Annotated in this window: 17 protein-coding genes; 13 read left to right on the top strand and 4 right to left on the bottom strand. The window is 31.6% G+C overall.

What is annotated here, in order from left to right; translation table 11 throughout:
- The first annotated feature begins 170 nt into the window (after positions 1 to 170).
- The 9 genes from NST87_RS09255 (at position 171) to NST87_RS09215 (ending at position 13,610) form a co-directional block, all read left to right on the top strand.
- Positions 171 to 1,502 carry a glucose-6-phosphate isomerase gene (locus NST87_RS09255; RefSeq protein ID WP_040030158.1) on the top strand — a complete coding sequence of 444 codons (1,332 nt, stop codon included), beginning with the start codon at positions 171 to 173 and terminating at the stop codon, positions 1,500 to 1,502.
- Positions 1,503 to 1,742: 240 nt separating this feature from the next.
- On the top strand, positions 1,743 to 2,318 hold the full coding sequence (locus NST87_RS09250; RefSeq protein ID WP_019469646.1) for a TVP38/TMEM64 family protein: 576 nt from the start codon (positions 1,743 to 1,745) through the stop codon (positions 2,316 to 2,318).
- Positions 2,319 to 2,322: 4 nt separating this feature from the next.
- On the top strand, positions 2,323 to 2,841 hold the full coding sequence (gene lepB / locus NST87_RS09245; protein ID WP_019469645.1) for a signal peptidase I: 519 nt from the start codon (positions 2,323 to 2,325) through the stop codon (positions 2,839 to 2,841).
- An 18-nt stretch (positions 2,842 to 2,859) separates the two neighbouring features.
- Positions 2,860 to 3,432: a signal peptidase I gene (gene lepB / locus NST87_RS09240; RefSeq protein WP_064264172.1), complete on the top strand. Its 573-nt coding sequence runs from the start codon at positions 2,860 to 2,862 to the stop codon at positions 3,430 to 3,432.
- Positions 3,433 to 3,666: 234 nt separating this feature from the next.
- Positions 3,667 to 7,131 carry a helicase-exonuclease AddAB subunit AddB gene (gene addB / locus NST87_RS09235; RefSeq protein ID WP_019469643.1) on the top strand — a complete coding sequence of 1,155 codons (3,465 nt, stop codon included), beginning with the start codon at positions 3,667 to 3,669 and terminating at the stop codon, positions 7,129 to 7,131.
- Positions 7,128 to 10,799 (top strand): helicase-exonuclease AddAB subunit AddA, encoded by a 3,672-nt coding sequence (gene addA / locus NST87_RS09230; RefSeq protein ID WP_040030156.1) that lies wholly within the window; start codon positions 7,128 to 7,130, stop codon positions 10,797 to 10,799. Before addB ends, addA begins: the two co-directional genes overlap by 4 nt.
- Positions 10,800 to 10,824: 25 nt before the next feature.
- Positions 10,825 to 11,964, top strand: a complete 1,140-nt coding sequence (locus tag NST87_RS09225) for a DUF418 domain-containing protein (protein ID WP_040030155.1) — start codon at positions 10,825 to 10,827, stop codon at positions 11,962 to 11,964.
- A 120-nt stretch (positions 11,965 to 12,084) separates the two neighbouring features.
- Positions 12,085 to 12,990, top strand: a complete 906-nt coding sequence (locus NST87_RS09220; RefSeq protein ID WP_019469640.1) for a fumarylacetoacetate hydrolase family protein — start codon at positions 12,085 to 12,087, stop codon at positions 12,988 to 12,990.
- Between the two features lie 230 nt (positions 12,991 to 13,220).
- Positions 13,221 to 13,610 (top strand): YisL family protein, encoded by a 390-nt coding sequence (locus NST87_RS09215; RefSeq protein WP_019469044.1) that lies wholly within the window; start codon positions 13,221 to 13,223, stop codon positions 13,608 to 13,610.
- A gap of 278 nt (positions 13,611 to 13,888) precedes the next feature.
- Here the strand turns inward: NST87_RS09215 and NST87_RS09210 are convergent, their stop codons facing one another.
- Positions 13,889 to 15,211, bottom strand: a complete 1,323-nt coding sequence (locus NST87_RS09210; RefSeq protein ID WP_340721614.1) for a CoA-disulfide reductase — start codon at positions 15,209 to 15,211, stop codon at positions 13,889 to 13,891.
- A 28-nt stretch (positions 15,212 to 15,239) separates the two neighbouring features.
- Entirely contained in the window at positions 15,240 to 16,082 is an 843-nt protein-coding gene (locus NST87_RS09205) for a Cof-type HAD-IIB family hydrolase (protein ID WP_340721613.1), read from the bottom strand.
- 113 nt (positions 16,083 to 16,195) lie between these two features.
- Between NST87_RS09205 and NST87_RS09200 the strand changes: the two genes are divergently transcribed.
- Both NST87_RS09200 and NST87_RS09195 read left to right on the top strand, forming a co-directional pair.
- Positions 16,196 to 16,504, top strand: a complete 309-nt coding sequence (locus NST87_RS09200; protein WP_019469047.1) for a metal-sulfur cluster assembly factor — start codon at positions 16,196 to 16,198, stop codon at positions 16,502 to 16,504.
- Positions 16,505 to 16,734: 230 nt separating this feature from the next.
- Positions 16,735 to 18,558, top strand: coding sequence for an acyltransferase family protein (locus tag NST87_RS09195; protein WP_040030152.1), 1,824 nt, complete (start codon positions 16,735 to 16,737; stop codon positions 18,556 to 18,558).
- Positions 18,559 to 18,790: 232 nt separating this feature from the next.
- On the opposite strand, the gene NST87_RS09190 is transcribed toward NST87_RS09195, so the two are convergent.
- Positions 18,791 to 19,210, bottom strand: a complete 420-nt coding sequence (locus tag NST87_RS09190) for a nuclear transport factor 2 family protein (protein WP_040030151.1) — start codon at positions 19,208 to 19,210, stop codon at positions 18,791 to 18,793.
- Positions 19,211 to 19,527: 317 nt separating this feature from the next.
- On the opposite strand from NST87_RS09190, the gene clpB reads away from it, so the two are divergent.
- Complete coding sequence (clpB, locus tag NST87_RS09185; protein ID WP_040030150.1) at positions 19,528 to 22,137, top strand: ATP-dependent chaperone ClpB; 2,610 nt, start codon at positions 19,528 to 19,530, stop codon at positions 22,135 to 22,137.
- 290 nt (positions 22,138 to 22,427) lie between these two features.
- Here clpB and NST87_RS09180 read toward each other — a convergent pair whose 3' ends face one another.
- Positions 22,428 to 22,622 carry a YjzD family protein gene (locus NST87_RS09180; protein WP_019469051.1) on the bottom strand — a complete coding sequence of 65 codons (195 nt, stop codon included), beginning with the start codon at positions 22,620 to 22,622 and terminating at the stop codon, positions 22,428 to 22,430.
- A gap of 228 nt (positions 22,623 to 22,850) precedes the next feature.
- On the opposite strand from NST87_RS09180, the gene NST87_RS09175 reads away from it, so the two are divergent.
- Positions 22,851 to 23,792: a beta-ketoacyl-ACP synthase III gene (locus NST87_RS09175; RefSeq protein ID WP_040030149.1), complete on the top strand. Its 942-nt coding sequence runs from the start codon at positions 22,851 to 22,853 to the stop codon at positions 23,790 to 23,792.
- Positions 23,793 to 23,798 lie beyond the last annotated feature (6 nt).

The following is a 23,798-nucleotide window of genomic DNA, read 5'->3' as shown; positions in this document are numbered from 1 at the left end:
TGTAGTGATGTATATATTAATGAATATATTATTAGATATTCTATCTGTTATATAAGAAATGAATAAGCTAAAATAATTATAAAAATTTTGTTTTGTAGGCTAGTTGTTTGAATAGTCAAAATAAACTTAGTAAAATATGTATGAAATCAAAAACACTGGAGGCAATTTAGATGACTCATATTCAATTAGATTATGGTAAAACTTTAGAATTTTTCGGCGAACATGAATTACAGCAACAAAAAGATATTGTTAAATCAATTCATAATACAATTCATGAAGGAACAGGTGCTGGTAGTGACTTCTTAGGTTGGATTGATTTACCTGTTAATTATGATAGAGAAGAGTTTTCACGTATTTTAGAAGCTTCTAAACGTGTTAAAAAAAATTCAGATGTATTTGTAGTGATTGGTATTGGTGGTTCATATTTAGGTGCACGTGCTGCAATTGAAATGTTAACACCAGCTTTTAGAAATAGTAATGAATATCCTGAAATTGTCTTTGTAGGTAATCATTTATCTTCAACATATACGCAAGAGTTAATTCATTATTTAGACGGTAAAGATTTTTCAGTTAATGTTATTTCTAAATCTGGTACTACAACAGAACCAGCAGTTTCATTTAGACTATTTAAGCAAATCTTAGAAAATAAATACGGTAAAGAAGAGGCCAAACAGCGTATTTTTGCAACTACAGATAAAGAAAAAGGTGCTTTAAAACAATTAGCAACAAATGAAGGTTATGAAACGTTTGTAGTTCCTGATGATATTGGTGGCCGTTACTCCGTTTTAACAGCAGTAGGTTTATTACCAATAGCTGTTGCTGGTATTGATATTGAAGCTATGATGGACGGTGCTGCTAAAGCCAGAGAAGAACTTTCTTCAGAAAACCTAGAAGATAATATTGCTTATCAATATGCTAGTATTCGTAATATTTTATATGCAAAAGGCTATGACACTGAGATGTTAATAAACTATGAACCTTCAATGCAATATTTCAACGAGTGGTGGAAACAATTATTTGGTGAATCAGAAGGTAAAGATTATAAAGGCATCTATCCATCCAGTGCAAACTATACAACTGATTTACACTCACTTGGACAATATGTGCAAGAAGGTCGCCGCTTCTTATTCGAAACGGTTGTCAAAGTAAACACACCAAAACATAACATTACTATAGAAGAAGATAGTGAAAACTTAGATGGATTAAATTATTTAGCAGGCAAAACAATAGATGAAGTAAACACTAAAGCCTTTGAAGGTACTTTATTAGCACATACTGACGGAGGCGTGCCGAATGTAGTAATTAACGTTCCTCAACTTGATGAAGAAACATTTGGTTATCTTGTTTATTTCTTTGAAATGGCTTGTGCGATGAGCGGCTACCAACTTGGGGTCAATCCGTTTAACCAACCAGGCGTAGAAGCATATAAACAAAATATGTTCGCGTTATTAGGTAAACCAGGTTTTGAAGATAAAAAAGAAGCATTAGAAAAACGTTTATAATTTTAGCTATTTATAAATCTAAAAAATGACTGGCAAAATGATTTCCGCACTAATTAGGCGGAAATCATTTTTTTGTATGTGCCTTATTTTATCCATGCACATCATCTTTTCTGTGAGATGTCATTAACTGTTTTGGTACTTGAGACTGATATTTGCACAAAAGCATACATAATTGTTTTAAAACCGCTATAATATACTTATAATTATCGTTGACTAACAATAATGGTAGGGATTGATGAAATGACTCAAGAACAAGTGCAGTATTGGTTTGATTTATTTGGCAGTTTAGGTTATATCGTAGGGTTTTTATTGCCTTTTATTGAAGCTTTTATCCCAGTACTACCTATTATTGTATTTGTGATTGTTAATGTGAATGCATTCGGATTATGGATGGGCACATTATTAGCATGGTTGGGTACTGTTTTAGGGAGCTATCTTGTATTTTTAGGCTTTCGAAGATTGAACCATACACGTTATATGAAAAAATTACAGCAACGTACCTCAGTGCAGAGATTAATACATTTTATAGATAGAAAAGGGGTTATCCCGATTTTTATTCTATTATGTTTTCCGTTTACACCAAGTGCATTAGTGAACTTGGTAGTGAGCCTGTCGCATATCAGAGCACACGTTTATCTTGTCGTATTGTTCAGTTCGAAATTGATAATGATCGGTTTAATTGGATGGTTAGGTAATGATATTACGACGCTATTTACAGAGCCATTAAGGTTGATTATCATTATTATTGTTATTATTGTCGTTTGGTTTATAGGTAGAAAACTTGAACGATATTTTATGCATTCTCCAGAGGAGTGAGAATTTGGGTAAGGTAGTAAAACATTTGATTTCTATAATATTTGCGATTATTATTGTAATATTGATTCAGACTTTTATTGTTACAGGAGCAGTCATACAAGATAAAAGTATGACGCCGACGTTGAAACAGAACGATCGTGTGATTGTTAATAAAATCAAAACAACCTTTAACATGTTAAAGCTAAACGATATCATCATGTATCACAAAGGTGACGATGTACATATTGGTAGAATTATCGGAAAGCCCGGCCAATCTATAACTTTTAAAAACAATCAATTGTATAGAGATGACAGACAAGTAGATGAAAGGTATACTGAGTCAAGTATTGATGATTTGTCCCTCAGAAATATTAAAGGTTCTGAAGGAGATATTATTCCACCAGACGAATACTTTGTACTGAATGATAATCGTGAAATAAAAAATGATTCTAGAACAGAAGGCTTTGTTCGACGAGAAGACATTATTGGTGATGTAAGTTTAAGGTATTACCCTTTAAGCAACTTCACAGTAAACTTTAAATAAATAGACGAGGTGTAAAAAGTGAAAAAAGAAATACTAGAATGGATTGTGTCAATTGTTGTCGCAGTAGCGTTAGTATTATTGATTACAAATTTTGTTGCAAAATCATACACAGTCAAAGGGGATTCTATGGATCCAACCTTAAAAGATGGTGAACGTGTAGTTGTAAATATGTTTGGTCAAAAACTAGGACATTTAGAAAAGGGAAATGTCATTGTATTCCATGCCAATAAAGAACAAGATTATGTAAAACGTATCATTGGTACATCTGGAGATAACATTGAATATAAAAAAGATCAATTATATGTTAATGGTAAAAAAGTTGATGAACCTTATTTAGATTACAATGAAAAACATAAACTAGGTGAATATATTACAGGTACTTATAAAACAGAAGATTTCAATCAGGCTGATGGTAAAAACAAAATTCCAGAAGGGAAATTGTTAGTATTAGGTGATAATCGTGAAGTGAGTAAAGATAGTCGTTCATTTGGTTTGATTGATGAAGATAAGGTGGTAGGTAAAGTTTCATTTAGATATTGGCCACTTAATAAGATGACATTTGGATTTAATCCAGATGTCAGTTATGAATAGATAATATATGCATATATATCCTGAGACATCCAAATGTCTCAGGTTTTTTTATATAGAACGATTGTACAAATTGTAGTTTATTAACCGTTTGAGAAATGGAATGTTTTTTAAATATAAAAGCAATACAATATTTAATTAATATATGAACATAAGTGTAGGTAAATCACATAGACTAATAAACAAAGTACAATGCTTAATATGTTAAAATATAAATCAAAGGAGTTGTTGTATGCAATGGAATTCAATGCTTATATTGGGAGAGCTGGCACTGGTAAATCATACAGTGTAATAGAAGAAATAAAAACAAAAATGAAACAAAATCCATTAGGGGATCCTATTATATTAATCGCACCTACCCAAAACACTTTTCAGCTAGAACAAGCCTTCGTAAACGATCCATTATTATATGGCAGTTTGAGAACTGAAGTGCTCCATTTTGAACGCTTAAGTCATCGTGTTTTTCAAGAAGTTGGAGGATTAACAGAACAACAGTTATCCAAAGTTGGTACTGAAATGATGATTTATGACATTATTCAACAACATCAGTCACAGTTAAAATTGTATCAATCACAAGTGAAATACTATGGTTTCAGTGAAAAATTATATGAACAAATACAAGATTTTAAGAAATATGCAGTTTCACCACAACATATTGAAGATTATATAGCAACCAACCACTTACAAACGAGGACTAAGCATAAATTAGAAGACATTGCATTAATATATAAACATTTAGAAGATAGAATTCGTGGAGAATATATTTCTACTGAGGATAGTTTGCAACGATTTATTGAAGTGATGAATCAGTCTGAATGGTTGCAACGTGCCGAGATTTACATTGATGGATTTCATAACTTTTCTACAATCGAATATCAAATCATTCGGTCATTAGTTCAAAATACTAAAAAAGTTACAGTTGCTTTAACTACTGATGGAGATAAAGATATTTTTAGTTTATTTAGAAAGCCGTCAGAATCTTTAACACATATGCAAGATATCGCAAATGAATTAAATATTGATTTAAATATCAAGCAATTTTATCAACAGCAAAGATTCATTCACGATGATTTAACACATTTAGAACAAAACTTTAATGCATTGCAATTTGAACCAATTGCGTCAAATGGACACATCTCTATTATAGAATCATCAGTGATGCGAGAAGAAATAAATGAAATTGCAAGACGCATTCTAAAAGAAAATCGTGAATTGGGTAGACGGTTTCAAGATATTGCTATTTTATATAGAGATGAGTCATATGCATATTTAATGGAATCTATTTTACCTCAATATGACATCCCGTATAACATTGACGTCAAGTCATCAATGACGCATCATCCTATAATGGAAATGTTCCGTTCATTAATTGAAGTACTTCAGACAAATTGGAACTTTGAACCACTCATGCGTTTGTTTAAAACAAATATTTTAACTAAAAAATTTAAAGACAGCCAATACTTAATTGATATTTTAGAAAATTTTGTATTAGAACGTGGTATTTATGGCAAACGTTGGATAGATGATAAATATTTCCAAATTGAACAATTTAGAAAAATGGGTTTAAAACGGCAACCTTTAACAGATGAAGAACGTGAAACATTTGAGAGGGTCATCCAATTAAAAGTAGATGTGATAGATAAAATTATGCGCTTTGAAAATCAAATGGCGAATGCAACAACAGCTGTTGATTTTGCAACGGCATTTTATGAAGCAATCGAATCATTTGATTTACCCAGCCAGTTAATGACAGAACGTGATACGTTAGATGCTGAAGGCGAACACCGTAAAGCAGAAGAAATTGATCAAATATGGCATGGTTTTATTCAAACATTAGATGATTTAGTTACAGTATTTGGAACTCAAGATTTAACAAAAAGTAGATTTTTAGAGCTATTAGATATTGGTTTGGATCAATTGGAATTTGTAATGATTCCTCAAACACTTGATCAAGTTAGCGTTGGTACCATGGACCTAGCAAAAGTTGATAATAAGCAGCATGTGTATTTAGTTGGTGTAAATGACGGTATTTTACCGCAGACTGTTAGTGCTTCAGGCTTAATTACAGATGAAGAGAAAAAATATTTCGAAGAACAATCTGAGATTGAATTAAGTCCAACATCAGATATATTACAAATGGATGAAGCATTTGTTTGCTATATTGCTATGACGAGAGGGCGTTCAGAAGTGACATTCTCGTATTCATTAATGGGCGCAAGTGGAGATGAAAAAGAAGCGAGTCCATTTTTAAGTCAAATTCAACAACTGTTTACAAATCTTGAAGTACAAAACATCCATCGTCAACATCAAGCAAATCCACTAACGTTAATGGAACATCCACATCAAACAAAAATTGCATTATTTGAATCGCTCAAAGCGTGGCTTGATGAAGAAGTTGTCGCAGATACATGGTTAGATACATATCAAGTTATGAGAGATGATGAGAAATTAAATGCGGGCCTTAATTATTTATTATCATCTCTCACTTACGATAATAAGACAGTACAATTAAGTGAGGCACTATCAAAAGATTTATATGGTACGACCATTAATGCCAGCGTATCACGTTTTGAAGGGTATCAATCATGCCCATTCAAACACTTTGCTTCACATGGTTTACGACTTAATGAACGTACAAAATATAAACTAGAAAACTTTGATTTAGGTGATATATTCCATCAAGTATTAAAATTTATTTCTGAAAAAATTAATGGTGACTTCAAAAATTTAAACGTAAAGCAAATTCAAAAATTAACGAGTGACGCATTATCTGAAATTCTCCCAGAGATACAATTTAATTTATTAAATTCAACAGCTTATTACCGCTATTTGTCACAGCGCATAGGTTCAATAGTAGAAACAACTTTAACCGCGTTAAAATATCAAGGTAGTTACAGTAAATTTATGCCGCAACGTTTTGAAGCTAGTTTCAGAAAAAAACCAAGGGACAATCAAGAGCTATATGCTCAGCCTTTACAAACAACACAAGGGGTTCCTATCAATATTCGGGGACAAATTGACCGGATAGATACGTATAACCATGGAGATGAAAGTTTTGTAAATATTATTGATTATAAATCATCAAAATATAGTGGGACCTTAGATTTAACAAAAGTCTATTATGGTATGCAAATGCAAATGATGACCTATATGGATATTGTATTACAAAATAAATCTAGACTCGGACTAACGAATATGACTAAACCAGGTGGGTTATTGTATTTTCATGTTCATGAACCACGTATTAAACTTGCTTGGAATGAATTAAATGAGACGAAAAGAGATTTAGAATTTATTCAATCTTTTAAACTAAGTGGCTTATTGAATAGTGATGAAGCAGTATTAGACGCTTTTGATACGCGAATAGAACCAAGCTATAATTCAGATATTGTACCTTTAGGTTTAAAAAAAGACGGTGGTATTAAATCTAATAGTAAAGTTGCGGACGAAAAGACTATTTACAAATTAATTCAGCATAATAAACAAAATTTTATAGAAACAGCATCTAATATTATGGATGGACATACAGAAGTAGCACCCATGAAGTATAATCAAACACTGCCATGTGATTTCTGTAGCTATAAACCAGTCTGTCATGTTGATGGCATGATTGATAGTAAACGCTATAGAACTGTAGATGAAACAATTAACCCAATTGAAGCGATACAAAATATGGAATTAGAAAGTGAGGAAGAAGAATGATAAGTGAGATTCCTGTGAAACCAGCTGATACAAGGTGGACCGATAATCAGTGGAAAAGTATCTTTGCAAAAGATCAAGATATACTTGTAGCAGCAGCTGCAGGCTCTGGTAAAACAGCGGTCTTAGTTGAACGTATCATTCAACGCATTCTTAGAGATGAAATCGACGTAGATCGTTTATTAGTTGTAACATTTACTAATGCAAGTGCAAGAGAGATGAAGCAACGTGTAGACCAACGTATTCAAGAAGCGTTTATTGAATCACCTGATAATACACATCTAAAGAATCAACGCATTAAAATTCATCAAGCTCAAATTTCTACACTTCACAGTTTTTGTTTAAAGTTAATTCAGCAACATTACGATGTATTAGACATTGATCCAAACTTTAAAACAAGTGGTGAAGCGGAAAATATTTTGCTACTTGAACAAACCATTGATGAAGTTTTAGAACAACATTACGATATATTAAATCCTCATTTTGTTGATTTGACTGAACAATTGTCTTCAGATAGAAATGACGAGCAACTTAGAGATATTGTAAAAAAAATGTATTTCTTTAGTGTTGCTAATCCCGATCCTTTGAATTGGTTAAGCCATCTTTCAACACCATATAAAGATGAAGCACAACAAGAAGCATTATTAAAATTACTAAATGAGTTGGCTATGATATTTATGGAATCAGCGTTAGAGTCATTAAATAAAAGTTATGATTTATTTATGATGCTGGAGCAAGTTGATAAACAAATTGCAGTTATCGAAAAAGAACAACAATTTTTAAGTAAAGCTATGGAAAATGGCTATATCAATCATGAAGCAATCGTGCAACACGAATTTGAAAAAACATTCCCTCGAAAAGATAAAAAGATTAAAGAAGCGAATGAAATGATGATAGATGCTTATGATGATGGTAAAGCATATTATGATAATTATAAAAAATTAGTATCAAAAGTTAAAAATGATTATTTTTCAAGATCTTCAGAAAATCTAAAAGCAGATATGCAACGTTTAGCGCCTAGAGTAGCTTATCTTGGTCTTATTACCAAAGATGTCATAACATTTTTTAATCAAAAAAAACGCAGTCGAAATATTTTAGATTTCTCAGATTATGAACATTTTGCTTTGAAAATTTTAACAAATGATGATGGTTCACCTTCAATCATTGCACAAACTTATCGTGAACAGTTCGAAGAAATATTAGTAGATGAATATCAGGACACAAACAGAGTACAAGAAAAGATTTTGTCTTGTATTAAACGTGGTGCAGAACATGATGGCAACTTATTTATGGTAGGGGACGTAAAACAGTCGATTTATAAATTTAGACAAGCAGATCCTAGTTTGTTTATCGAAAAATATAATCGTTTTACTATAGAAGGTTCATCTTATGGTTTACGTATAGATTTATCTCAAAATTTCCGTTCAAGATTAGAAGTGTTAACAACGACTAATTACGTATTTAAACATATGATGGATGAATCTGTAGGTGAGATTAACTATGATGATGCAGCACAGTTATATTATGGAGCTCCCTTTGACAACAAGCCACATGATGTAAATTTAAATATGTTAGTAGAAGATGCATCTTCTGAGTTAAATGGTTCTGAACAAGAAGCAGAATACATTGTGCAACAAGTTGAAAAAATAATGAATAATCATGAAATCTATGATATTAAAACACAACAATATCGAAAGCCTAATTACAAAGATATCGTTATATTAGAAAGGTCATATGGGCAAGCGCGAAAAATACAACAAGCATTTAAAGATCATAATATTCCGTTTCATGTGAATAGTAAGGAAGGGTATTTTGAACAAACAGAAGTACAATTGATATTGTCCTTTTTAAGAACAATTGACAACCCGCTACAAGATATTTATTTAGTAGGGTTAATGCGTTCAGTTATTTATCAATTTACAGAAGATGAATTATCGAACATTAGAGTGTTTAGTCCTCATGATGATTATTTTTACCAATCTATACAACATTATATGGATAATGATGTTGCCAATAAAAAACTAGTCAAAAAATTAAAATTGTTTTTAAATGATATAGCTATGTATCAAGACTACAGTCAAAATCATCCTGTATATCAACTTATTGATAAATTTTACAATGATCATTATGTTATTCAATATTTCAGTGGACTTATTGGTGGAAAAGGGCGACGTGCGAATTTATATGGATTGTTTAATAAAGCAGTAGAATTTGAAAATTCTAGTTTTCGCGGCTTATATCAATTTATTCGGTTTATTGATGAACTTATGGATCGAGGAAAAGATTTCGGTGAAGAAAATATTATAGGTCCTAATGATGATGTAGTACGAATGATGACAATTCATAGTAGTAAAGGGTTAGAGTTTCCATTTGTTATTTACTCTGGCTTATCACGTAAATTTAGAAGAGACGATTTACACAAACCTGTCATCTTAAACCAAAATTATGGACTTGGTATGACGTATTACGATGTTGAGTCAAATTTAGCGTATCCCTCATTATCTTCAGTCACTTTGAAAGCAATCGCAGAAAAAGAAATGGTTTCAGAAGAGATGAGATTGATTTATGTGGCATTGACGCGTGCTAAAGAACAATTATTTTTGATTGGTCGTGTTAAAGATGAGAAAGAATTAACACAACTTGAGCAGGTTTCTGTCTCGGAAACACATTTACCAGTAAGTTATCGAATTACAGCCCAAAGACCGATTGATATGATATATCCAATACTAGCAAAATATCAATCATCGTCATTACCAAGTGAAATGCGATTCGAGCAATCGATAGATGATATTGATGCTACGATGAAACCTTATGTGAAATTGACTACAGAGTTTTATGAAGATGTTGCTTCAGAACAAGTTATTTCAGATAGTGAACAGCGTACTGTTAGTGACATTGAGAATATGAATAGTGGCAATGACACCTTAAAAACACAAATACATCAACAATTAACATACGTCTATCCGTATCAGGAAGCTAAGGAAAAACCTTCAAAACAGTCTGTTTCTGAATTGAAACGACAATTAGAAACGGAACAAGCGGATACAAATTATGATAGAGTTCGACAGTATCGTATTGGTACGACTGCATACGAAAGACCTGCATTTTTAAGTCATCAAACTAAAAGAAAAGCAAATGAAGTTGGGACATTGATGCATACAGTCATGCAGCATTTGCCATTTAAACAAGAAAGGTTAACTTCAGAAGAAATTGAAGCATTTGTTGACCAGTTAATTGTTAAATCTATCATTCCTAAAGACGCAAAAGCTGATATTCAATTTCAAGATATTCATAATTTTGTTGAAAGCGATTTGTATCTTACGATAGCGCAAAGTGATTATATTTATCGTGAATTACCTTTCGTTGTTAATCAAGCAAAGGTAGACCAGTTGCAAGATGGAGAAACTGATGCATCAATTATTCAAGGGATGATTGATTTAATTTTTATTAAAGATGACCAATATTACTTTGTTGATTATAAAACAGATGCTTTTAATAGACGTTTGCATATGTCAGATGAAGAAGTCGGAAATCAATTACGCACCCGTTATAAAATACAAATGGAATATTATAGAAACACCTTACAGACCATCCTTGGTAAATCTGTTAAAGGCTATCTATATTTCTTTAAATTTGGTCAGCTTTCAATAGATGATAAGTCGATAAAATAATGTTTTGATAAAGGAGTGCTAAACAGTGTCGACACAGCAGAGAATATTTGAATTAGATGCTTTACGTGGATTCAGTTTGTTAGGCATTGTATTGATGAATATTTTGACTTTTAGTATGCCATATGAAGAATCATTTCTCCCTGATTTAGTGAAGGGCATAGATGAAAGTTTATTAAGAGGCGTTACACTTTTTGTGATTAGTTCTTTTTATCCCATTTTCACTTTTTTATTTGGTTATGGTTTAGCCATAATGTATAAGCATAGTCTAAAAAGATCAATGAAATACTATCCTTTTATTTATAGGAGATTAATAATTTTATTAATATTAGGTGCATTACACGGTTTTTTACTTTTTTCAGGTGATATTTTATTCAGCTATGCATTTACTGGGATGATTGCAGTATTATTTATTAAAAAAAATGCGAAGCAACTTTTAAAAATAGGTATTGTTTTGTTTGTAATAAAAGTATTGATGTTGATTTTACCTACTTTTTTAGTGACACTCTTCGATGATCCATACAGTACTATTAACATAAGCGGATATACTGTTTCTGAAGTCGTCAACTTTAAGCAAAGTGGTGAATATTTTAACTATTTAAAAATAAATGCTGCTGAAAATATTTATAATATTATAGATACAGTAACTTTTTCTGCATATTTTGAATTTTTACCGTATGTGTTCTTAGGAATGGCAGCACAAAAATACAACTTGATTAAAAAAGTACAATCTAATCAAAGTCGTTATCGTCATATTTTATATGTATCTGTTATGTTAGTTGTAGGATATGCTTTTAAAATGCCATATGTAATTGATTATGGAAATCAAGCTTTTGCTATTATTAGCGCTATGATTGGTGGTCCAATTGTAGCATTTGGTTACATATTATTGTTTATCTATTGTTGTCAATTTAACCGGTTTTCTAAAATAGTGCGTGTTTTTAAGTATCCAGGAAAATTAAGTTTAACAGTATACCTAATGCAAAGTTTTATTTTTACATTTATTTTTGCAGGCTTAGGTTTTTATAATAAGCTGCCACTTTACGAATCTTATATTATCGTGTTTATTGTATATAGTTTGCAACTTATTTTCTGTTATATGTATCTGAAATTTTATAGATATGGACCTATTGAGTGGTTGTGGCGTAAAGTGACTTATTTAAAATAATGATGTGATATCTAAGACAGTGTTTATTGAATTTTTTGAAAATAATGGGTATTTATTTGTGATTTATTACTAAATATAGTTATAATATGTAATAAGATATAGATGAGGAGCTGATATTGGATGAAATTTTTATCATTCAGACATAATGAACAGACATCTTATGGTGTGAAAGTTAAAAGAGAAGAAGCTGCTTGGGACTTGAAAAAAGTCTTTGCAGATTTTGCGGAAGGAGACTTTCATCCTAAGACATTATTGAATGGTCTTCAACAAAACCAAATATTAGATTTCCAAGAACAAGTACGTAAAGCAGTCGTAGCGGCAGAAGATAGCGGCAGAGCTGAAGAATATAAAGTTGCATTTACAGATATTGAGTTTTTACCTCCAGTAACGCCAACAAATAATGTGATTGCTTTTGGACGTAACTATCAAGATCACGCAAGTGAATTGAATCATGAGGTACAACGTTTATACGTCTTCACAAAGGCAGCTTCATCGTTAACGGGTGATAATAGTGTAATACCAAACCATAAAGATATTACAGATCAGTTAGATTATGAAGGTGAGCTAGGTATTGTTATAGGCAAATCAGGTGAAAAAATTCCAAAAGCTTTAGCACTTGACTATGTATATGGCTATACAATCATTAATGACATTACTGACCGTAAAGCTCAAAACGAACAGGACCAAGCATTCTTATCTAAAAGTTTAACTGGTGGTTGCCCAGTTGGTCCATATATTGTAACAAAAGATGAATTACCAACACCTGAAGATGTAAATATTGTAACTAAAGTAAATAATGAAATTCGTCAAGATGGTAATACAGGGGAAATGATTCTTAAAATCGATGAATTGATTGAAGAGATTTCAAAGTATGTAGCATTACATCCTGGTGATATCATTGCTACTGGTACACCAGCTGGTGTGGGTGCAGGTATGACCCCTCCTAAGTTCTTACAGCCAGGTGATGAGGTAAAAGTAACGATTGATAATATTGGTACTTTAACAAATTTCATATCAGAAAAATAAAAATAAACCAATTAGGCTAATGATTATAAAGTTAGCCTAATTTTTTTGAAACAAAGTAATGATATTGCTTTAAATTGAAATTAAAGATAAAATGTGAAGTGCAGAACTTTTTTTGAAAAACATATACTTTTTCAGTATGATTAGAGAAGTACGCTTTTAGTTTTGTAATTAAAAGTAATTATGTATTTATATTTTTTATAAAAAGTAAAAATAGTGTGGGGGTATCATATATGTTACATATGCATATTGCAAGTTGGGTATTATTAATTATCTTGTTTTTCGCAGCTTATTTTAATTTCTCAGAAAAACAAGGCGCAACACCTTATTTTAAACCAATTCATATGCTATTAAGATTATTCATGGTTTTAGTCTTAATTTCAGGATTTTGGATCTGGATTCAAGCATTTGGTGATGGAAATTCAGGCGGACACATGTTATTAACATTGAAGATGATATGTGGTGTTGCTGTAGTAGCGTTAATGGAAGTTACAGTTACAAAACGCAAAAAAGGACAATCAAGCAACGGTATGATGTGGGGCACGATTGCATTAATTATAATTACTATGATTATTGGTGTTATTTTACCGCAAGGACCAATCACACAAATGTTTGGTATGTAAAAAACGGAGACAATTTAATGTCTCCGTTCAGACTGTCGACAAAGTCTCCGACTTTGTTGGCAGTTTTTTTGTGCACGCTTTCCGCGGGAACTGCCTTAGCCTGTAGTCTTCGGCTAGTGCGCTTCTCGCAGGCGTCGGCCCAAACCACTGCCAACATTAAACTGAAAATACTATAATATATATAATTGAACAGTGGTGGTGTTTATTATGTTGAATAAATCCATTAACAAAAGAGATCAATATGAAATGATTTCTATCTCTGCATTAGTTCCTAATAATTATTTATTACGCGTTTTATAGCCTATCATGTTGATAATATCTTTTGGTCGACTATAAGGTGGAGCATAAGCAACTTCGAACTCAGTAAGCTCATCAATGGTTAATTTATGCAACATGCCCATAGATAAAACATCTATACGTTTATCAGCACCATTTTTTCCTACAGCAGCAGCACGAATGATACGTCTGCTAGATTTATCGAAATAGACACGTAAATGTAACTTAGTATTTCCTGGGTAATAACCTGCATGTTCTCCTTGGTTAGCTTCTACTATTTCATAATCAAAGTTATCTAATTCTTGTGGTGTTACGCCAACACTGGCAAAGGTATAATCAAAGAATTTTACAATATTTGCGCCTAAATAACCCTTAAAGTGTACTGAAGTATTTCCTGCTAGTTGTTCTGCAATAATACTTGCTGCTCTATGAGCCCCCCATGCTAAAGGTACATGTGCAGTTAAGTCTACATGACGATAATGAGAAGTAATAATATCACCTAAAGCATAAATGTTTTCAATGTTCGTTTGAAACCGATCATTTACTGGAATGTAACCTTTACTGTCTAAAGTTACATTTGATGATTGAATGAATTCTGAATTAGGTTTAACGCCAATCCCTTCAATAATCAAATCATAGTGTTCAACTTTACCAGATTTAAAATGAACTTCATGACCATTCACTTTTACAATTTCTTCATTTAAACGATAATTGATATCTCTTGCTTTCATTTCATCAAAAATGGGCTGGTTCATATCACTATCCATTAATTTGTTCACATGAGTTGAACGATGTATTAATGTGCTTTCAATACCTCTATGATGTAAATTATCTAATATTTCTAATCCAATATATCCCACACCAACGACAAGTGCTGTTTTAACGCTTTGTCGTTCGATAAAGTTTTCAATGGCATCAGTATCTTCCATATTTCTTAATGTAAAACTGATATCACTATTTAAGTTTAAAGAATTCGCGCTACATCCTGGGCTTAGAATTAAAGTGTCATAGCCTTCTTCAAACGTCGTATTATCTTGCTTGTTATATACGGTAATTGTTTGCGTTTTGTCGTTAATTGCAGTTACTTCGTGATAGGGCTTAACAACAATCTTTTTAGAATCATAGAAAGACTCTGGCGTTGCTTCTAATACTTTGTCTCTAGAATCTACGACATTTCCTAAATAATAAGGCAGTGCACAGTTAGCAAAACTCATATCTCTATCTTTTTCAAAAACGATGATTTCACTCACATGGTCTAATCTTCTGATTTGGCTAGCAACGGTTGCACCTCCAGCAACAGCCCCAACCACTACAATTTTATTCATAGTATATAGCCCCCTATAAATTTAATAATTAAATATGTGATTCTACTACTGTTTCATAAAATAAGTTTAAATGGAAAAAATCATTTAAATAGCGACCAATACCATCGTCATTATTTGAATAAGTTACATGATTTGCGACATGTTTTAATTCGTCTAAACCATTTTCCATAGCAATGCCATGTTTGGCATATTTTATCATTTCTAAGTCATTATCTTCATCGCCAAATGCAATAATATGATTTCTATCCATATCTAAATAGGATTTAACATAATCTATACCTCTTGCTTTACTAATACCTTGTTTTACGATTTCAATAACTGGGAAGGGTGAGCCCCATCTTCGGTGTTCAATGTTTTCAGCATAGAAACGTGTAAGCATTTGCTTGATTCTAGGAATCATAAACTCTTCAGCTTCAACTAAAATTGAAGTAGGTGATTCATTTAAGGAATTAAGTAAGTCACCGGTTTCTATTTTAGGGTTTCCCATTGAAAAACCATCAAATAATTTTTGGTCAAAATTATTTAAAAAGACATAATCTTTTACTTCAGCAATAATATTGGAAACACCAAAGTTGTTTAGTGACTGAATAATCTCATGCGATAAGTCTAAATCTAGTACTTCATGTTTATTTTTAAAATGGTCGTCTTTTGGATGGTGGACGAAAGCACCATTAAAATTAACTACAGGTGTATTCATATTTAGTTCATGATAATAAATTTGACTGGCTCTGTATGGTCTGCCAGTTGCTATCATTAGTTTGTGTCCTTGCTTTTGTAATATCGTTAAAACCTTTTTAGTATAAGGTGTAATTTTCTTGTCATCGTTTAACAGTGTTCCGTCTAAGTCTAAACAAATTAAATAAGAACTCATGTAAATCTCCTTTAAATTTAATAAATGATGTATGAATATCATAGCATTTTATTGGCGTTTTGTAAGATATTTGATATATTGTTAGTATGATTAAATACGAAGAGGTGAGATGTATGGACGAAGGATTAAAAGATAGCATACTAAATGCTTTAGAGATGGTAATTGACCCTGAGTTAGGAATCGATATCGTAAACTTAGGTTTAGTATATAACGTAGATGTTGATGATGAAGGCTTATGTACAGTAGAAATGACATTAACTTCTATGGGTTGTCCGCTTGGACCACAAATTATGAACCAAGTAAAAATGGTCTTAGCAGAAATTCCTGAGATTTCAGACACAGAAGTAAATATTGTTTGGAGTCCACCATGGAGTAAAGAAATGATGTCACGTTATGCTAAAATTGCACTTGGCATAGGTTAATAAAAGATAGATAACTAGTTTAAGTAACAATACGTTTCGATATGTATTGCTAACTTAAGCTAGTTTTTTTATTTTAGAACACTTATGGACATTTTATGTCAGGCTATTTTAAATTTTTTTATTTCTATCGCTCAATTCATTAAAATAATTGCAGTTGTATTACATTAATATTACAATGGCTAAGTGAATAAATTAGATGTTTACGTAATTTTAGGAAAGTTTGTGGGGAAATGAACAATGATCTTGAAAATAATCATGTGACACGTAACACGCGGTATATGCCTGGTTTAGATGGTTTAAGAGCAATAGCAGTAATTGGTATTATTATTTACCACCTAAATAAGCAATGGTTAACTGGTGGATTTTTAGGTGTTGATACATTTTTCGTTATTTCTGGATATTTAATTACGAGCTTACTTTTAAAAGAATATGAAGAAACAGGGATAATTAATTTAAAAAACTTTTGGGTACGACGATTCAAAAGATTGATACCTGCAGTACTAACTTTAGTATTTGTTGTAGTAGTAGCAACATTGGTATTAAAACCAGAAGAAATTGTTAATATAAAAAAGGATGCAATAGCAGCAATTTTTTATTTTTCTAATTGGTGGTACATCGCTTCAGATGTCAATTATTTTGAACAATTTGCTTTTATGCCATTAAAACATTTATGGTCCTTAGCAATTGAAGAACAATTTTACATTGTATTCCCAATTCTTTTTATATTGCTTTTATTATCATTAAAAAAATACCGCAATGTTGTTTTAATATTTTGGATAATTTCATTAATTTCTTTACTTGTGATGATTATCATTTCACAACCGCATATGTCTCATTCACGAGTTTATTTTGGTACAGATACGAGACTTCAAACAATGTTATTGGGTGTTATACTAGCGTTTTTATGGCCACCGTTCAAGTTGAAGAAAAATCCTCAAAAAACATTAACGCATATCATAGATGGTATTGGCGTTTTTGGTATTTTTATCTTACTTTTACTTTTTTATAAAGTTAATGATAATAGTGATTGGATTTATAATGGTGGATTTTACTTAATATCTGCAATGACGCTATTTGTCATAATGAGTGCTGTTCATCCATCAGGTTATTTTGCTAAAGTTATCGGTAACCCTATTTTTGTTATGATTGGTAAGAGATCTTATAGTTTGTATTTATGGCATTTTCCAGTTATTAGTTTTGTACATTCATATTACGTTGCTGGGCAATTACCGAATTATGTGTATGTTTTAGATATCATATTGACAATCACTTTAGCTGAACTCTCGTACCGCTATATTGAAACACCTTTTAGAAAAAAAGGCTTCAAAGTATTTTCTATAAAAGTAAGTAAAAAATTACCGTTTGTAAGAACAGCTATTTTATTAATATTTATGATTCCAAGCTTATTTGTTTTATCCGGCAGTTTTGATAAATTAGGTAAAGATATGATTACAGATAAAAAAACAACGTTTAAAACAGATGAATTTGATAAACAATTAGTGCGGCCGATACCAATTGATGAAGTAAACTTTTTTGATAAATCAAATGCTAAAAAAATAACAACATCAGAAGTATATACAAATATTAAACCATTGCTCATTGGTGATTCAGTGATGGTTGATATAGGTGAGAATTTTAAAAAAAGGGTGCCAAACGCAAAAATTGATGGTGAAGTTGGTCGTAATTTATATGATGTTGCACCACTTGTAGAAAAACACTATCAATCATTTAATAAGAGCTCTGATAAAATTGTGCTAGAACTAGGTACAAATGGTGACTTTAGTAAAGAACAATTAGATACGTTAATCAATAAATTCGGAAGTGCACAAATTTATTTAGTGAATACGCGCGTTCCGAGAAGTTATGAAAGTCACGTGAATAAATTGATGACAGATGCCGCTAAAGCACATAAAAATGTAACGCTTATTGATTGGTACAAACGTTCTGAAGATCATACAGAATATTTTGCACCAGACGGTATTCATTTAGAAACAAAAGGTGTAGAGGCATTAACTGATGAAATTTTAAAACATATAACAAGCGATTCAAAATAAATCAAAAGGTCAGAGAAACACGATATTAATGTAGTTTGATCACACATAAACGCCAATTTCAATTGAAATTGGCGTTTACATTTTTTATAGATTTATTTTTTCGAAAAACCAAAACTTTCATTTGAAAAACTATTAATAACCTTTTATTATGTCTGTGCTCATATTAAGATGAAAATATATTAAATGACAGGTATTTATAATTTATGAGTTGCAATCGTTAGGTAAAGTAAACTTAATATTTTCTATCACGCTCATTGATTGGGTAATCATTTGCACTCATATCTCTTCTCGTCATGAGGCCGTTGTTATTAAATTCCCAATGCTCATTGCCATGTGTACGCATCCATTGATTTGTAGAGGCATTATACCATTCATACTCAAATCTAACTGAAATACGGTTGTCGGTGTAACACCATAATTCTTTCATCAATTTGTAATGAAGTTCTTTGTGCCATTTTCTATATAAAAAGGATTTAATTGCTTCTCGACCTTCAAAAAACTCACTACGATTTCTCCATTGTGAATCTTGTGTATAAGCAAGACATACTTTTTCAGGATCTCTAGTATTCCATGCATCTTGCGCCAATTTTACTTTTTCTAAAGCTGTCTGTTTATTAAACGGCGGCGTTGGTCTTTTGATTACGTTATTCATATATTCAACCTCCATTGTTGTATATTTACAATAATGCTAACATAACTTTAACGTAATGGGATATGTGCTTTTGTTGAAAGTATAAAGATTGCTATCAATTTAGCAGTTTTTATGTAATCTGTATGAATGTTTTAACAAATGGGTATTGGGCAAAAGTTATGATGTGCTAAGTGCTCAAAACTTTAAAAAATAATTAAAAAACGAACCCTTTATTGTTGATTCTTGTCAGAAAGCGTAATATAATATAGATAAGGTCAAAGAAAGTCAAAGTCAAACTTACTTTTTTGATCAATCATTAAATGGTGAGGTGAATCAATTTGGATATAAATCAAATGACCTATGCAGTTCAAAGTGCATTACAGAATGCAATTGAATTAGCCAAAACAAATGAAAATCAAAATATTGAAATTGAAGCAGTATTATCAGCGGCATTAACAGAAAATGAAAGTTTATTTAAAAGTATTTTCGATAGAGCGCATATTGATACAGAAAAATTAGATCAATCATATAAGGAAAAATTAAAAAAATATCCATCAGTCCAAGGGGATAATGTTCAATATGGTCAATATATAAGTCAAAATGCTAATAATTTATTAAATAAAGCTGAAACTTATATGAAAAAATATGAAGATGAATATATATCTATGGAACATATCGTTTTAGCTGCCATGGATATAGATGATACGACCAAACAATTTGTAGCAAATAAAAAAGAAGTAATAGAGGAAATTATAAAAAAAGTTAGAGGAGGCAATCGTGTGACATCACAAAATCCAGAAGCAAATTATGAAGCATTAGAAAAATATGGCCGTGATTTAGTTGAAGAAGTGCGTCAAGGTAATATGGACCCTGTCGTTGGACGTGACGAAGAAATTCGTAATTCAATCCGTATATTAAGTAGAAAAACCAAAAACAACCCGGTCTTGATAGGTGAGCCTGGTGTCGGTAAAACAGCAATTGTCGAAGGATTAGCGCAACGTATCGTACGTAAAGACGTACCAGAATCACTGTTAGATAAAACAATTTTTGAACTTGATTTAAGCGCACTTGTTGCAGGTGCAAAATATCGTGGTGAATTCGAAGAAAGATTGAAAGCAGTACTTAAAGAAGTCAAAGAATCAGACGGAAGAATTATTTTGTTTATTGATGAAATTCATATGCTCGTAGGTGCAGGTAAAACTGAAGGTGCCATGGATGCAGGTAATATGCTTAAACCAATGTTGGCTCGTGGTGAGCTACATTGTATCGGTGCGACAACTTTAAATGAATATAGAGAATATATTGAAAAAGATTCAGCTTTAGAACGTCGTTTTCAAAAAGTAAATGTATCTGAACCTAATGTAGAAGATACTATTTCTATTTTACGTGGTTTGAAAGAACGTTACGAAGTATATCACGGTGTTCGTATACAGGATAAAGCATTAGTAGCAGCAGCTGAATTATCAGACCGTTATATTACTGATCGGTTCTTACCAGATAAGGCAATAGATTTAGTAGACCAGGCATGTGCGACGATACGTACTGAAATGGGCTCAAATCCAACAGAATTAGATCAAGTGAATCGCCGTGTTATGCAGTTAGAAATTGAAGAGTCAGCATTGAAAAATGAATCTGATAATGCCAGTAAACAACGTTTGCAAGAGCTACAAGAAGAATTAGCAAACGAAAAGGAAAAACAAAGTTCTATTCAATCACGTGTTGAAGAAGAAAAAGAAAAAATAGCTAAATTGCAAGAGAAACGTTCAGAATTAGATGAAAGTCGAAAAGCTTTAGAAGATGCTGAAAATAACTATAATTTAGAAAAAGCAGCTGAATTACAGCACGGTAAAATTCCACAACTAGAAAAAGAATTACGTGAATTAGAAGACGCTTTCCAAAATGAACAAAATGAAGACAATGATCGCATCATTCGTGAAATTGTTACTGATGAAGAAATTGGCGATATTGTTAGTTCTTGGACAGGCATTCCAGTATCAAAATTAGTTGAAACTGAAAGGGAGAAACTCCTAAACTTATCTGATATACTTCATGAACGTGTTGTAGGTCAAGATAAAGCTGTAGATCTAGTTGCTGATGCAGTTGTCAGAGCGCGTGCTGGAATTAAAGACCCTAATAGACCAATTGGTAGCTTCTTATTCTTAGGGCCAACAGGTGTAGGTAAAACAGAATTAGCGAAATCATTAGCATCAACTTTATTTGATTCAGAAAAACATATGATTCGTATTGATATGAGTGAATATATGGAAAAACACTCTGTCTCTCGCTTAATAGGTGCTCCTCCTGGCTATGTTGGTCATGAAGAGGGTGGTCAACTGACAGAATCAGTTCGTCGTAATCCTTATTCAGTTATTTTGTTAGACGAAATAGAAAAAGCACATTCAGATGTGTTTAACGTGTTGTTACAAATATTAGAAGAAGGTCGTTTAACTGATTCACAAGGACGAGAAGTAGATTTCAAAAATACTATTATTATCATGACAAGTAATATTGGTTCACAAATATTATTAGAAAATGTAAAAGATACAGGTGTGATTACTGAATCAACAGAAAAAGCAGTAATGAATAGTTTAAATCAATACTTCAAACCAGAAATCATAAATCGTATGGATGACATCGTCTTGTTTAAACCATTATCCGTAAATGATATGAGTTTAATTGTTGATAAAATTTTAACACAATTAAACATTAGATTGATGGAACAACGTATTTCCATTGACGTTTCTGATAAAGCTAAAGCATGGTTAGGTGAAGAAGCATATGAACCTCAATTTGGTGCAAGACCACTAAAAAGATTTGTTCAAAGACAAATTGAAACACCACTTGCACGCAAAATGATTAGAGAAAATTTACCAGAAGGTACATTAATAAAAATAGATTTATCAGATGATGGTTTAACATTTGAAGAAATTAAACCAGAAATAATATAAACTGAAAATAAATAGTATTTGAGATATCAACGCTCATATAATAAGCCCGTAATCGAACTAAAACAGTTCTTTTACGGGCTATTATTATATTAATTCTTAATATTCAATGCGTACTTTAATAAATTTAATTAGTGTTGGATTAATTAAAAATTTAGTACATTTAAAATCTTAGAAATTTTCTATAGCAAAAAAGCAATCTCTAAATTGAAAACTTAGAGATTGCCTTTTTAAATTCGTTCGAGATATTTTCGTTTCGAACGCTTCATAAAAATGTGTATGTGATAAAAAAGTTAATGTTGTTCTTTCGTCTCATGCTTTGAAGGTTTAATAATCAAATCAAATAATACGACAATGATTGTAAATACAATAGCACCAATAATAGGGGTGATTAAATTAAGTGAGCCCCCACCTGAAAGACTGTTAAGTACGAAATTTACCATTTGTAATAAGACAATAGACCAAAATAACACTGCGAGGTATTTCATTATGTAATGCCTCCAATTTAATATATATACATTCATTATAAATAAGAAAGTAGTATTTGTATAGTAGTAACTTATAAAGTATAGATTTTAATTGTGCTAACATTTACGATAAATTATAATAAATAATGTGATTTTAATGAGTATACTAGGTGAAGTTCTTGTATTGGAAATATATATTATGTTAAATTAATACCTGGTATTAAAAAATTATTAAGAAGGTGTACAACCATGAACGTGGGTATTAAAGGTTTCGGTGCATATGCGCCTGAAAAAGTAGTAGAGAATGCCTATTTTGAATCATTTTTAGAAACTTCAGATGAATGGATTTCAAAAATGACAGGTATTAAAGAAAGAAGATGGGCTGATGAAGATGAAGAGACGTCTGATTTAGCTTATCAAGCAAGTGTTAAAGCTATCAATGATGCTGGTATAGAACCAACTGATATAGACATGATTATTGTTGCGACATCTACAGGAGATTTTCCGTTTCCAACTGTAGCTAATATATTACAAGATAGACTTGGAATCGGAAAAGTTGCTTCTATGGATCAGTTAGCTGCATGTAGTGGTTTCATGTATGCAATGATTAATGCTAAACAATTCGTACAATCAGGTGATTATAAAAATATTTTAGTTGTAGGCGCAGATAAATTATCTAAAATCACGGATTACACTGATCGTTCAACAGCTATATTATTTGGTGATGGTGCTGGTGCAGTAGTTATCGGTGAAGTATCTGAAGGCCGAGGCATTTTAAGTTATGAACTTGGATCAGACGGTTCTGGAGGAGAATATTTATATTTAAATCCAGAAAATGGTAAGATATTTATGAATGGACGAGAAGTGTTTAAATTTGCTGTTAGAATCATGGGTGAAGCTTCAAATAATGCAGTTGCAAAAGCAAATTTAGAACCAAATGATATCGATATGTTTGTACCACATCAAGCTAATATTAGAATTATGGAATCTGCAAGAGAAAGATTAGGTATACCAAAAGAAAAAATGAGCGTCTCAGTTGATAAATTTGGTAATACTTCTGCAGCTTCAATTCCTTTAAGTATCGCACAAGAATTAGAAAATGGTAAAATTAAAGATGATGATGTTTTAGTACTTGTAGGATTCGGTGGTGGTCTTACTTGGGGTGCTGTAACTATAAGATGGGGAAAATAGGAGGAT

This window comes from Staphylococcus sp. FSL W8-0271 (assembly GCF_038006605.1).
GTDB classification, from domain to species: Bacteria; Bacillota; Bacilli; order Staphylococcales; family Staphylococcaceae; genus Staphylococcus; species Staphylococcus cohnii.
Note: the sequence above shows the minus strand (reverse complement) of the source record. Positions and strands in the feature narration are given on the sequence as shown.